Source organism: Prauserella sp. PE36, from assembly GCF_003311655.1.
Lineage (GTDB): Bacteria > Actinomycetota > Actinomycetes > Mycobacteriales > Pseudonocardiaceae > Prauserella_A > Prauserella_A endophytica.
Window position 1 is genome coordinate 21,444 of the sequence record NZ_QEQT01000050.1, and the last position, 12,614, is coordinate 34,057.

Consider the following 12,614-nt stretch of genomic DNA (forward strand, 5'->3'; position numbering starts at 1 on the left):
CGAGTCACCTAAGGTGGGCGAATGCCGAAGATCGCGCCGTACGGTAGCTGGTCATCGCCCATCCAGGCCGCCGACGTCGCCTCCGCCGGGGTCGTCCCGCAGTGGCTCGACGTCGTCGACGGCGCCGTGTGGTGGGCCGAGGCGCGCCCCGCCGAGGGCGGCCGGGTGTCGCTGGTCAGGTTGGTGGACGGCGACGTGGAGGAGCTGCTCCCCGCACCGTGGAACGCCCGCAACCGGGTCCACGAGTACGGCGGCAGGCCGTGGCTCTCCGACGGCACCACTCTCGTCTTCACCAACTGGACCGACCAGCGCGTCCACGTCCGCGACCTGATCTCCGGCGAAGTCACACCGATCACACCGGAGCCCCACGAGCACCACGGCATCCGCTACGGTGACCTGCGGCCCGGCCGCGAGGGCGAGGTGTGGGCGGTTCGGGAGCGCACCACCGGCCCCCGGCGCACCGACATCGCCCGCGACCTCGTCGCCATCCCACTGACCGGGGGTGAGCCGCGTTCGCTCTCGGCGAGCCACCATTTCCTCACCGCACCCCAGCTCTCGCCCGACGGCCGGCACGCCGCGTGGCTTGGCTGGAACCACCCGGCGATGCCGTGGGACGGCACCGAGCTGTGCGTGGCCGAGGTCCACGAGGACGGGACGTTCGGCGCCCACCACGTGCTGGCGGGCGGTCCGGACGTCTCGGTGTGCCAGCTGGAGTGGGAGGAATCGGGCACGCTGCTGGCGCTGCTCGATCCGGACGGCTGGTGGAACCTGCATCGCGTGACACTCGACGGCGAGCTCACCAACCTCGCGCCCGCCGAGGCCGAGCTCGGCGGGGCGCTGTGGAAGCTCGGTGCCCGCTGGACGGTTCCGCTCGGCGGCGGCAGGCACGCCGTGCTCCACTCCGGCAGGCTCGCGGTGCTCGACGAGGCCACGCGGTCGCTGACCCCGGTGGCGCCCGAGCTGACCGAGTGGGCCACCTCGCCCGCGGTGTTCGACGGCGGCGTCGTCGGGATCGCCGCCGGGCCCCGGCGGGACATCGCCGTGGTCCACGTCGACCTCGGCACGGGGACCGTCACCGACCTCACGCCGCAGCCACCGCTGCCGCCGGCCGGCTACCTGCCGGTTCCGCGGGCGCGGACGTTCCACACCGCGGACGGCGAGCCGGTGCCCGCCTACGTCTACCCGCCGGCCAACCCGGAGTTCACGGCGCCCCACGGTGAGCTGCCGCCTTACGTCGTGCACGCGCACGGCGGCCCGACCGGGCGGAACTACCCGGTGTTGTCGCTGGACTTCGCCTACTTCACGAGCCGCGGCATCGGAGTGGTCGCGGTCGACTACGGCGGCTCCACCGGCTACGGCAGGCAGTTCCGCGAGCGGCTGCGGGAACGCTGGGGCCTCGTTGACGTCGCCGACTGCGCCGCCGTGGCCGGGGCACTCGTCGCCGAGGGCACGGCCGACGGCGAGCGGATCGCGATCCGGGGCGGCAGCGCGGGCGGGTTCACCTCCGCGGCGTCGATGACGACGGTGCGCACGTACAGCGCGGCAACGATCAAGTTCCCGATCCTCGACCTGGAGCCGTGGACCGGCGACGGCGGCGAGACCCACGACTTCGAGTCCCGCTACCTCGACGGGCTGATCGGCCCGCTGCCGGAGACCGCCGAGCGCTACCTGAAACGCTCCCCCATCAACAACATCGGCGCCCTCGCGGGCCCGGTGCTGTTGCTGCAGGGGCTGGAAGACGAAATCTGCCCGCCCGAGCAGGCCGAGCGGTTCGTGGAGTCGCTGCGCGGCACCGGCATCCCGCACGCGCACCTGACGTTCGAGGGCGAGCAGCACGGGTTCCGCAAGGCGGACACGATCGTCACCGCGCTCGAGTCGGAGCTGGCGTTCTACGGCCAGGTGTTCGGTTTCGCCACGCCCGGCGTGCCGCCGGTGGACCTGCGGCGGTGAGGACGGCGCTGCGCCCGGGTGACACGGTCGCACTCGTCGCACCCGCCGGTCCGGTGCCCGCCGACCGGCTGGACGCCGGAGTCGCCGTACTGCAGACGTGGGACCTGCGGGTTCGATGCCTACCCGGCGTGCGGGCGCGGCACCCGGAGCTGTCCTACCTCGCGGGAACCGATGTCCAACGGGCGGCCGAGTTCCAGGAGGCGTGGCTCGATCCGGAGGTCGCGGCGGTGTTCGCCGCGCGGGGCGGCTACGGCTGCCAGCGCATGCTCGGCCTCGTCGACTGGGCGGCACTGCGCGCGGCGGGACCGACACTGTTCGCCGGCTCCAGCGACACCACCGCACTGCACGACGCGATCGGCGTCCACCTCGGGCTGCCGACGCTGTTCAGCCCGATGCCCGCGACCACGCATTTCGACGCCGTGGGCGCGGAGGGGCTGCGGGCGGCGCTGTTCACGCCCGCCGCCGGGCGCGTGCTCCGGGGGCCGGATGCGGAGACCCTCGTACCGGGTCGCGCACGCGGCACGCTGGTCGGCGGCAACCTCAGTCTGCTGGCCGCCGGCCTCGGCACGCCGGAGTGCCGGCCGGCGAGGGGTGGCATCGCGCTGCTGGAGGACGTCGGCGAGGAGCTCTACCGGATCGACCGCATGCTCACCCACCTGCTACGCGCGGGCTGGTTCGACGGCGTCCACGGCATCGCGCTCGGCTCGTGGAGCGGCTGCGCCTCGCCAGACTCCGTGCGTGCGCTGGTGCTGGACCGGCTCGGCCCGCTGGAGGTGCCGATGGTGTGGGACCTCGGTTTCGGCCACCACCCGGGTGCGCTGACCGTCCCACTGGGAGTGCCCGCGCAGCTCGACGCGGACGCCGCCAGCCTGGTGCTGGAGGGCTAGCCGACTGCAGTGAAGGCCACCTTCACTGCGTTGAACGCAGTGAAGGTGGCCTTCACTGCAGTCCGGGGAGGTGGGCTCCGCCTACGCTGAGTGGGTGCGGTTGGACGAGCGGGAGGCGCGGCGCCGGTTCGCCGCCGCGCGGGTGGCCAGGCTCGCCACGGTCGGACCGGACGGCGCGCCGCACCTGGTGCCCGTGACCTTCGCGGTCGTGGGCGACACCGTCGCGTTCGTCATCGACGCCAAGCCGAAGAGCACCACGAACCTGCGCCGCCTGCGCAACATCGCCGCCAACCCCAACGTCTCGTTCCTCGTCGATCACTACGACGACGACTGGAGCCGGTTGTGGTGGGTCCGCGCCGACGGCGCCGCGACCGTGGTGCCCGAGGACGCGCGGATGCTGACCGCGTTGCGCGACAAGTACCCGCAGTACGTCGAGACTCCTCCGGAGGGGCCGCTCGTGCGGGCCGGGATCAGCGCGTGGCGGGGCTGGTCGGCTCGTCCATGACCGACGGCTCCGGCTCGGCGGGCCGCTTCGGCTCCCTGCGCCACGCGGCGATCAGGCCGAGCGGGTCGGGGCGCAGCAGCGACGCGGCGCCGTACAGGCTGGCCGCGATCACGATCGCGATGAACCACCAGTCGTAGAGGCTCTGCTCGCCGGTCGGGTAGTACACGAGCACGAGGAACATCGACACGCCGACCATCCCGGCCAGGTGCAGGCGCTTCCACGGGAACGCCGAGGCGATCACGAAGCCCCAGGTGAGGTACCACGGCAGCGTCGGAGGCGCGAGGATCGCGACGGCGAGCAGCGACAACGCCATCCGGAAGATCGCCTCGGTGCCGCCGTGCCGCGAGAGCCACCACTGCCGCACCAGGAAAGCGGCGAGCACGACCCAGGCGATGCCGCGCGCCACGGTGACGAACGGCGACGCCTGCACGTCCACCACGACGTTGACGAGCGTGTAGAAGATCTCGCCGATGCCGGTGGGGAAGTTGAGCCAGTTCGCGATGATCTGCGGCGCCTGCAGTCCGGTGACCCAGCCGAGGTTGAACGACCCCAGCGACAACCAGGTGCCGACCACGAACACGGCGCCGAACGCGGCCAGCGACGGCACGACCGCCTTGACGAAGCGCCGGAACAGGCTCTCCTCCGCCGGCAGGTGGTTGGCCCACACCCACACCAGGAACGGCAGGGCGATCGCGGCGGTCGGCTTGATGAGCATGCCGATGGTCACGAGCACGACGGCGAGCAGGTGCCTGCGTTCCAGCGCGGCGAGCACGCCGAGAGTGAGCAACCCCAGCATCAGTAGGTCGTTGTGCGGACCGCCGACGAGGTGGATCACCATCATCGGGCTGGCAACCGCGAGCCACATCGTCACCGGCAGCTTGCCGCCGAGGTGCTTCACGAGCCTCGGCAGTGCCCACAGCATCGCGCCGAGCCCGACCAGCAGCACGAGCCGCGTCACGATGACGCCGAGGATCATGTTGTTGCCGGTGAAGGACACGATGCCCTTGGCGACCAACAGGAACAGCGGCCCGTACGGCGCGGGTGTGGTCTGCCACAGCGGGTGCACGTTCTGCACCACGTCCGGCAGCGTGTCCAGCGCGGCGGGGCCGTAGGCGTAGGGGTCGAGCCCGTGCAGCAGCTGCGCGCCCTGTCCCAGGTAGGAGAAGACGTCGCGCGTGAACAACGGCGGCGCGACGAGCAGCGGCACCATCCAGCACAGCGCGGCCACGACGACGGGCCTGGCCCCGATGCGCCCGGCGAGCGCGTGGCGGCCTAGCCTGACCCACGCCCACACGACCAGCCCGAAACCCGCGTAGAGCAGCACCGTGGCGAGCGCCTTGCCGTGGCCGTACCGGATCCACGACAGCGGGCCCGTGCCGAGCACGGGATCGCGGACGAGCACGCCGGCGGCGCCGAACGAGGCGAGCAGCACCAGGATGCTTCCCACGACGCCCATCGCGATCGTGCGGTACGGGAACCGCGACGGCTCACGAACATCGGCCAGCGCCGCTTCGGCAGCAGGCCGGTCCGCGTCGGTGCCTGGGTTGGGCACGGGGTCTGTGGTGGTGGCCATGTCGAGCTTCGAGGTTACACACCGCGTTCGGACGCACGCGCCGTACCCGTCGGCAGGGCGGCGAGCAAGGACTTCGTGTACTCGTGCCGCGGTTCGAGCAGCACCTGTTCCACCGGGCCCACCTCGACGAGCTCACCCCGGTACATCACGGCCACGCGGTCGGCGATGTTCCACGCGAGTCCGAGGTCGTGGGTGATGACGAGCGCGGCGAGCCCGAGTTCCCTGCGCAGGCGCAGCAGCAGCCCGAGGATCTCGCCCCGCACCGACGCGTCGAGCGAGGCCACCGGCTCGTCCGCCACCAGCACACTGGGCCGCAGCGCGAGGGCGCCCGCGATGACGACGCGCTGCCGCTGTCCGCCGGAGAGCTCGTGCGGCAACCGGGACAGGTATGTCTCCGCAGGTCGCAGCTCGGCCGCCGCGAGCGCCTCCAGCACGAGCGAGCGCTCGTCGCCGGTGAGCCCGTGGATGCGCGGGCCCTCGGCCACGGCCTCGTAGACGGTGTGGCGGGGGTTGAGCGCGCTCGCCGGGTCCTGGAGCACGAGCTGTACCTGGCGGCGGTACTCCTTCAGCCCCGCCGACGACGTGGGCACCAGCCTGCCGTCGTATAGCACGGAGCCCGCGGTGGGCCGTTGCAGGCCGAGCAGGGTCCGCGCGAGCGTGGTCTTGCCGGAGCCGGACTGGCCGACGAGCGCGACGATCTCGTCGCGGCGCACGTCGAGGTCGACTCCGGCGACGGCGTGGACGGCCTCGCCGCGCCGATCACGGAACGTGACCCTGAGATCCCGTGCGGCCAGCAGTCCGGGCGTCTCCTCGTCGGGTGTGGCCCGGTCCGGTTCGGGCGGCAGGGGGTTCGCGGTGGCGGGGGCGAACCGGGAGGCCGGGTCGCCGACCGTCGGGAACGCGGCCGCGAGCGCCCTGGTGTGCTCGTGCCGGGGCCGCGCCATCACCTCGTCGCCGGGTCCCTCCTCCACCACCTCGCCCCGGTACATCACGGCGATGCGCCGGCACGTCGCCGCGAGCACCGACAGGTCGTGGGTGATGAGCACGAGCCCGATGCCGCGCTCGGCGACGAGCTCGCCCAGCAACGCGAGCACCTGTGCCTGCACGATGACATCGAGCGCCGTGGTCGGCTCGTCGGCGAGGATGAGCCTCGGTTCACACGCGAGCGCCATCGCGATCATCACGCGCTGCTTCTGCCCGCCGGAGAGCTCGTGCGGGTAGGACCGGGCCTTCTCCGGTGGCAGGTCCACCTGCTCGAGCAGTTCGGTCACCCGCGCCCGCACCTTCGGTTCGGGCAGGTCGGTGTGCAGGCGGATGGGCTCTGCGATCTGCTCGCCGACGCGGCGCACCGGGTTCAGCGCGTGCATGGCGCCCTGGAACACGACCGAGGCCGACGACCAGCGCACCGCCCGCAGCCTGCCCCAGCGCATGGTGGTGACGTCCTCGCCGTCGAGCAGGATCTCGCCGGTGACGTTCGCGGACCTGGGCAGCAGCCGCAGCACGCTGAGCGCGACCGTGGACTTGCCGGAGCCCGACTCCCCCGCGATGCCCAGGGTCTCGCCGGGCGCAAGGGCCAGGTTCACGCCGCGGACGGCCTGCACCGCCTCGCCGCCGGTCGAGTATGTGACGCCGAGGTTGCGCAGTTCGAGCAGCTGACTCATCTTCCCGCCTTCAGGCGCGGGTTGAGCACCGTCTCCAGTGCCCGCCCGACGAGGGTGAACGACAGCACGATCACCACGATCGCCAGTCCTGGCGGCAGTAGGTACCACCAGGCGCCGGCGGTGACCGCGCCGGAGGACAGCGCCGTCTGCAGCATCGAGCCCCACGACACGGAGGTGGGGTCGCCGAGGCCGAGGAACGACAGCGTCGACTCCGCGATGATCGAGCTGCCGACGACGAGGGTGGTGTTGGCGAGCACGAGCGGCAGCACCGCCGGCAGCACGTGCTTGCCGATGAGGTGGGCGTGCCCGCCGCCGAGCGCCTTCGCGCGCTCGATGTAGGGCCTGCTCTCGATCGTCAGTGTCTGCGCCCGGACCAGCCGCGCCGTCGACGGCCACGACGTGACGCCGATGGCGAGCACGATGGTCCAGACGCCCTTGGTCAGCACGCTGGACAGCGCGATGGCCAGCACCAGCGAGGGCAGGACCAGGAAGAAGTCGGTGACGCGCAGCAGCACGGCGGATGGCCAGCCCTGGAAGTGCGCGGCCACGATGCCCACGAGTGTGCCGATGAACACCGACAGCACCGTCGCGGCGAAGCCCACGAGTAACGACACCCGCGCGCCCCAGAACGTCAGCAGCAGCACGGAGCGGCCGTCGACATCGGTGCCGAGCCAGTACTCGCCCGACGGTGGCTGGAGCGGGGTTCCGGTGGCGCTGATGACGTCGAGCCCGCTCTCGTCGGTGATGAGCGGGGCCAGGACGGCGAGCACGACGATCGCCGCGAGCACGCACAGTCCGACGAGCCCGCCGCGGTTGGTGCGGAACTCCCGCCAGAGGTCCCTCGCGGCGGTGCGCCGCCGCTGCCACGCCGGTGAGGTCATGCCGCACGCACCCGTGGGTCGAGCACGCGGTAGAGCAGCTCGGCGAGCAGGTTCATGACGATCACCGATCCGGCCAGCACCACGAACACTCCTTGCAGCAGCGGCAGATCCGGTCCCCGCAGCGCGTCGTAGGTGAGCAGCCCGAGCCCGGGCCACGAGAACACGGCCTCGACGGTCACCGTGCCGGACACGACCATTCCGAACTGCAGGAACACGAGCGTGACGGCGGGCAGCAGCGCGTTCGGCACGGCGTGGCGGCGCCGCACGAGGTCGTCGCGCAGGCCCTTGGCGCGCGCGGTGGTCAGGTATTCCGAGCCCATCTCCTCCAGCAGGGAGGAGCGCATCACGAGCATGTACTGGGCGTAGATCACCGCGAGCAGCGTCAGGCACGGCAGGGTCAGGTGCCAGGCGACGTCGAGGGTCTGGGCGAGGAAACCCTCCGGCAGGTCCGGCGAGCGCATGCCACGGCTGGGGAACAACCCCTGCGTGGCGATGAGCAGCAGCAGGCCGAGCCAGAACTGCGGCACGGACCAGAGCGTGAGCGCGACGCCGGTGTGCGCGCGGTCGAACGCGCTGTCGCGCTTCCACGCGGCCCTGACGCCCAGCCACATGCCGAGCGCGACGGCGAGCACGGTCGCCGTGCCCACCAGCAGGACGGTGGGCCACAACCGCTCGCCGATCATCGTGGCGACCGGGCGGTTGTACAGGTACGACGTGCCGAGGTCGCCGCGCAGCAGGCCGAGGGCGTAGTCGAGGAACTGCCGCCACAACGGCTCGTCCACGCCGAGTCGTTCGCGCAGCCGCGCGAGCTGCTCCGGGCTCGTCGGGCGGTCGCGCGTCATGGTGGCCACGGGGTCACCGGGGATCATGCGGAACAGCAGGAACCCGAGCACCACGACGAACACCAGGCTGGCGAGCGCGCCGCCGACCTTCCCCGCGACGAACCGGGACGTCGAGGTCCCGGCCCGGCGCTCGTCGAGGTCGGCGGCGGGCGGGCCGCCGGTCGTGCTGGTGGTCAAGGCCGGCTACTCCCGGTCCTCGGCGGGTGTCCTGCGGCGGGCGAGTGCCGTGCCGCCGCCGACGAGCAGCAGCAGCGCCCCCGCACCGATCGCCACCCACGCGCCCGCGGGCAGTCCGCCGTCGTCACCGCCCCCGCCGCCCTCGACGGGCCGGGCGCCGTAGAAGCCCCAGTAGCCGGTCTGCTCCATGATCTGGCCCTCGCCGGCCGGCTGCCGGACGAAGCCGGTGAACCGGTCGGAGCGGTAGGCCTCCAGCACGTTGTCGTAGTCGAGCACGAGGCTCGGCGCCTGCTCGTAGTAGCGGGCCTGCGCCTGCCTGACCAGCTCCGCACGCTTGGTCCGGTCGGTCTCCGCGGCCTGCCGGGCGTAGAGGTCGTCGTAGACGGCGTCGCAGAAGAACGCGTTGCTACTGCTGCTGCCCGAGGTGGCGGGCAGGCTCGCGCAGGTCTGCTTGCCGAGGATGTAGTCCGGGTCGGGGTTGGTGCCCCAGCCCGACAGCGCGAGGTCGTAGTGGCCGGACGACGTGGTCTCGTCCACCTCGTTGTCGGAAACCAGGTGCTTGGTCACGGTGATGCCGATGTCGCCGAGCCAGCCGGCGATGTAGTCGCTGGCGCGCAGGCCGTAGTCCTCGCTGGAGCGCGCGGTGAGCCGGAACTCGAGCTTCCGGCCGTCGGGGCCGACGCGGACGCCGTCGGGGCCCTCGCGGTAGCCCGCGGCGTCGAGCTCACGGCCGGCCGCGGCGGGGTCGAACGTGTACTTCTCGCCGGCGGGCGGCGTGTAGTGGAAGTCGGAGTAGATCGGCGGGACGAGGCCGCCGGGCAGCTCGCCGTAGCCGCCGAGCACCTTGTCCACCAGCGCCTGCGGGTCGATGGCCTTGGCGATGGCGCGCCGCACGCGGACGTCGCGCAGCGCGGGGTGGCCGTCGCCGATGGACTGGCCCTCGATGTTCTTGGCGCCGGGGTTCATCAGCAGCTCGCGGTAGCGGCGGCCGGAGGCCTGGTTGGTCTCGATGCCGTCCTCGCCCTTGAGGCTGTCGAACTGCGCCTGGGTGAGCCGGTTGACGAAGTCGATCTCGCCGTTCTTCAGCGCGGCGACGGCTGCGTCGGCGTTCTCGAACTTGACGAACTGCAGCTCGTCGATCCTCGGCGCGCCGCGCCAGTAGTCGGGGTTGGCCTTGAGGGTGACGATCTCGTTGGGCCGGTACTCGGAGATCAGGAACGGTCCGCTGCCGACGCCGACCACGTCGACGCTGTCGGTCTCCGGATCGGCCATGTCGTCGATACCGGACCAGACGTGCTCGGGCACGATCGGCACGTCGAGTGCCGTCATGCTGGCCTGCGGCTTCTTGATCTTGATGACGAGGGTGCGCGGATCGGGCGCGGTGACGCGTTCGAAGTTCTCCACGTAGCTGCCGTTGGCCTCGGCGGCCTTGGGGTCGCTCATGATCCGGTTGAAGGTGAACGCGGCGTCCTTGGCGGTCACCGGCTTGCCGTCGGACCACGTCATGCCCTCGCGGATGGTGAACGTCCACGTCAGCTTGTCGGGCGAGGTCTCCCAGCTCTCGGCGAGTCCCCCGGTCGGCGTGGCGTCCTCGGCGGAGGGCAGGGTGAGGAACTCCCACGCGAAGCGGCCGATCATGGTGCTCGACGCGAAGCTCGCGGTGAACGGGTTCAGATGGTCGATCTCCTGGACGAGCGCGACGCGCAGCACCGTGTCGGACTGGGCCTGCGCCTGCGGCGATGGCGGCACGGCGACCAGGAGCGGAACCGCGAGCAGGGCGAGCGCCGCTCTCGCCCTGCGGAGACGACTGAAACCCACTGTGCACCCCTCGTTGCTGTCCGAGATCCCGAAGCGGAAAAGTAACCACTTCCCGCTTCGTCGTGTCAACGATTTGCCGAACCGAATGCCAACCCGTGACCGACGCAGTAGGTTTGCCCCATGCGGATCATGGTCTCGGCGGACATGGAGGGCGCCACCGGAGTCACCTGGACCGACGACGTGGTGCCGGGAACGGAGCAGTGGCAACGGTTCCGCCGCCTGTTCACCGGCGACGTCAACGCCACGATCGCGGGACTGTGCGACGCGGGCGCCGACGACGTGCTCGTCAACGAGGCCCACTCCTCGCAGCGCAACCTCCTGCTCGAGGACCTGGATCCGCGGGCGCGCATGCTCACCGGGCGGCACAAGCCGCTGTCGATGATGGAGGGCATCGACTCCGGCGTCGACGGCGTGGTGTTCCTCGGCTACCACGCCGGCGCCGGCTGCGACGGCGTCCTGTCGCACACCTACCTGCCCAACCAGATCACCGGCGTGTGGCTCGATGGTGTGCCGGCGAGCGAGGGCAGGCTCAACGCGGCGCTGGCCGCCGAGTACGGCGTGCCCGTGCTCGTGGTGAGCGGCGACGACAAGACCGTCGAGGACGCCCGCGACTACGCATCGGACGCCGCGCTGGTGGCGGTGAAGCAGTGCGTGAGCCGCTACGCCGCGATCTGCAGCCCGCCCTCGGTCACGGCGGCGCTGCTGACCGAGGCCGCCGCGACGGGCATGAAGCGCGCGGGCCGTGTCGAGCCGGTGACCGGCCCGCACCGGATCGAGGTCGAGTTCGACGCCAGCCACCTCGCCCAGGCGGCCGCGGTGGTGCCGACAGTCGAGCAGACCGGGGTGCGCAGGGTGGGCTTCGACGCGCCCGGCATGACCGAGGCGATGAAGGCGTTCAAGGTGGTGACGGCCATCGCGGACGGCGCGGTGCAGGGCAAGTACGGCTGAGCGGGCGAGGCACGATGAACACCGACCTGACCGACCTGACCGACCTGACCGACACCGTGGAGCTGTGTGCGAGGCTGATCCGCTTCGACACCACCAACCACGGCAACGGGGACTCCGAGGGTGAGCGGGAAGCCGCCGAGTTCGTGGCCGAGGTGCTCGCCGCCGCGGGCGTCGAGTCGCACACGTACGAGTCGGCACCGCGCAGGGCCAACGTCGTCGCGCGGGTGCCGGGTGAGGACCCGTCGCTGCCGGCACTGCTGGTGCAGGGCCATCTCGACGTCGTGCCCGCCGACGCCGCCGACTGGAGCGTCCACCCGTTCTCCGGGGAGGTGCGCGACGGCTTCCTGTGGGGCAGGGGCGCGGTGGACATGAAGGACTTCTGCGCGATGGTGCTCTCCGTCGTGCACTCGCTCGCCGCCTCAGGGCGTCGCCCGCGCCGGGACCTCGTGCTCGCGTTCGTGGCCGACGAGGAGGACCAGGGCGGCTACGGCGCGCACTGGCTGACCGCGGAGCACCCGGAGCTGTTCGCCGACTGCGCCGCGGCGATCAGCGAGTCGGGCGCCTACAGCTACCACGTGCGCGCTGCCGACGGCACGCCCGTGCGCCTCTACCCCATCGGCACCGCGGAGCGCGGCACCGCCCACCTGCGGCTCACGGCGCGAGGGCGGGCCGGGCACGGTTCGCGCCGCAACGAGGAGAACGCCGTGGTGCGGCTGGTCAACGCGCTGCACGCGCTCGCGGCGCACACGTGGCCGGTGGTGCTCACGCCCTCGGTGCGGGCGTTCCTCGAGCGCACCGGCGAGGCGCTGGGCGTGGAGATCGACCTCGCCGATATCGACGGCACGCTGGCCCGGCTCGGCCCCGCGGCCGGGCTGGTGGAGTCGACGGTGCGCAACAGCACGACGCCGACGATGCTGCAGGCCGGGTACAAGGTCAACGTCATCCCCGGCATCGCGAACGCCCTGGTGGACACACGCGTGCTGCCGGGCACAGAGGAAGGGCTGCTCGCCCAGGTCGACGCGCTGCTCGGCCCTGGCGTGGAACGCGAGTTCGTGTCGCACCAGCCCGCCGTCGAGGCTCCGGTGGACTCGCCGTGGTTCGACGCGATGGCCGCGGCCCTGCGTGCCGAGGACCCGGAGGCCGTGGTGGTGCCGTACTGCATGGGCGGCGGCACCGACGCGAAGGCGTTCGCCCCGCTGGGCATCGACTGCTACGGCTTCGCCCCGTTGTGGCTGCCCGAGGGCTTCGCCTACCGGGCGATGGCGCACGGCGTGGACGAGCGGGTGCCCGTGGAGGGCCTGCGGTTCGGGACGCGCGTGCTGGAACGCCTGCTCGTGTCGGTCTGAGCGGTTCCCGCGATCGCCACTACGGT

10 protein-coding genes are annotated in these 12,614 nt (G+C 72.0%); 5 read left to right on the forward strand and 5 right to left on the reverse strand.

The features are described 5' to 3' along the window. The first annotated feature begins 21 nt into the window (after positions 1-21). The 3 genes from DI005_RS11125 to DI005_RS11135 all read left to right on the forward strand — a co-directional run bounded on the left by DI005_RS11125 (position 22) and on the right by DI005_RS11135 (position 3,342). Positions 22-1,950: a prolyl oligopeptidase family serine peptidase gene (locus tag DI005_RS11125; RefSeq protein ID WP_113642064.1), complete on the forward strand. Its 1,929-nt coding sequence runs from the start codon at positions 22-24 to the stop codon at positions 1,948-1,950. After that, complete coding sequence (locus DI005_RS11130) at positions 1,947-2,837, forward strand: LD-carboxypeptidase (protein ID WP_112270495.1); 891 nt, start codon at positions 1,947-1,949, stop codon at positions 2,835-2,837. Before DI005_RS11125 ends, DI005_RS11130 begins: the two co-directional genes overlap by 4 nt. A 94-nt stretch (positions 2,838-2,931) precedes the next feature. Continuing rightward, the gene (locus DI005_RS11135) at positions 2,932-3,342 is read left to right on the forward strand and encodes a TIGR03668 family PPOX class F420-dependent oxidoreductase (RefSeq protein ID WP_113642218.1); all 411 of its coding nucleotides are present in this window, start codon (positions 2,932-2,934) and stop codon (positions 3,340-3,342) included. On the opposite strand, the gene mptB is transcribed toward DI005_RS11135, so the two are convergent. The 5 genes from mptB to DI005_RS11160 are packed head-to-tail and all read right to left on the reverse strand — an operon-like array spanning position 3,308 to position 10,294. Then, positions 3,308-4,915 (reverse strand): polyprenol phosphomannose-dependent alpha 1,6 mannosyltransferase MptB, encoded by a 1,608-nt coding sequence (mptB, locus tag DI005_RS11140; protein WP_112270497.1) that lies wholly within the window; start codon positions 4,913-4,915, stop codon positions 3,308-3,310. The genes DI005_RS11135 and mptB overlap by 35 nt on opposite strands. A 14-nt stretch (positions 4,916-4,929) precedes the next feature. Continuing rightward, complete coding sequence (locus tag DI005_RS11145) at positions 4,930-6,576, reverse strand: ABC transporter ATP-binding protein (RefSeq protein ID WP_112270499.1); 1,647 nt, start codon at positions 6,574-6,576, stop codon at positions 4,930-4,932. Beyond that, on the reverse strand, positions 6,573-7,457 hold the full coding sequence (locus DI005_RS11150; protein ID WP_113642065.1) for an ABC transporter permease: 885 nt from the start codon (positions 7,455-7,457) through the stop codon (positions 6,573-6,575). The genes DI005_RS11145 and DI005_RS11150 overlap by 4 nt, the downstream gene beginning before the upstream one ends. Further along, positions 7,454-8,476: an ABC transporter permease gene (locus DI005_RS11155; RefSeq protein ID WP_113642066.1), complete on the reverse strand. Its 1,023-nt coding sequence runs from the start codon at positions 8,474-8,476 to the stop codon at positions 7,454-7,456. Before DI005_RS11155 ends, DI005_RS11150 begins: the two co-directional genes overlap by 4 nt. A 6-nt stretch (positions 8,477-8,482) precedes the next feature. Beyond that, entirely contained in the window at positions 8,483-10,294 is a 1,812-nt protein-coding gene (locus tag DI005_RS11160) for an ABC transporter substrate-binding protein (protein WP_113642067.1), read from the reverse strand. Between the two features lie 120 nt (positions 10,295-10,414). Here DI005_RS11160 and DI005_RS11165 point away from each other — a divergent pair, with 120 nt between their 5' ends. Both DI005_RS11165 and DI005_RS11170 read left to right on the forward strand, forming a co-directional pair. After that, positions 10,415-11,242: a M55 family metallopeptidase gene (locus tag DI005_RS11165; protein WP_112270505.1), complete on the forward strand. Its 828-nt coding sequence runs from the start codon at positions 10,415-10,417 to the stop codon at positions 11,240-11,242. Positions 11,243-11,256: 14 nt separating this feature from the next. After that, entirely contained in the window at positions 11,257-12,588 is a 1,332-nt protein-coding gene (locus DI005_RS11170) for a M20/M25/M40 family metallo-hydrolase (protein ID WP_113642068.1), read from the forward strand. The last annotated feature ends 26 nt before the right edge of the window (positions 12,589-12,614 follow it).

Coding starts and splice junctions, on each gene's coding strand:
- DI005_RS11125 (WP_113642064.1), top strand. CDS start 22: ATGCCGAAGATCGCGCCGTACGGTAGCTGGTCATCGCCCATCCAGGCC.
- mptB (WP_112270497.1), bottom strand. CDS start 4,915: ATGGCCACCACCACAGACCCCGTGCCCAACCCAGGCACCGACGCGGAC.
- DI005_RS11145 (WP_112270499.1), bottom strand. CDS start 6,576: ATGAGTCAGCTGCTCGAACTGCGCAACCTCGGCGTCACATACTCGACC.
- DI005_RS11150 (WP_113642065.1), bottom strand. CDS start 7,457: ATGACCTCACCGGCGTGGCAGCGGCGGCGCACCGCCGCGAGGGACCTC.
- DI005_RS11165 (WP_112270505.1), top strand. CDS start 10,415: ATGCGGATCATGGTCTCGGCGGACATGGAGGGCGCCACCGGAGTCACC.
- DI005_RS11170 (WP_113642068.1), top strand. CDS start 11,257: ATGAACACCGACCTGACCGACCTGACCGACCTGACCGACACCGTGGAG.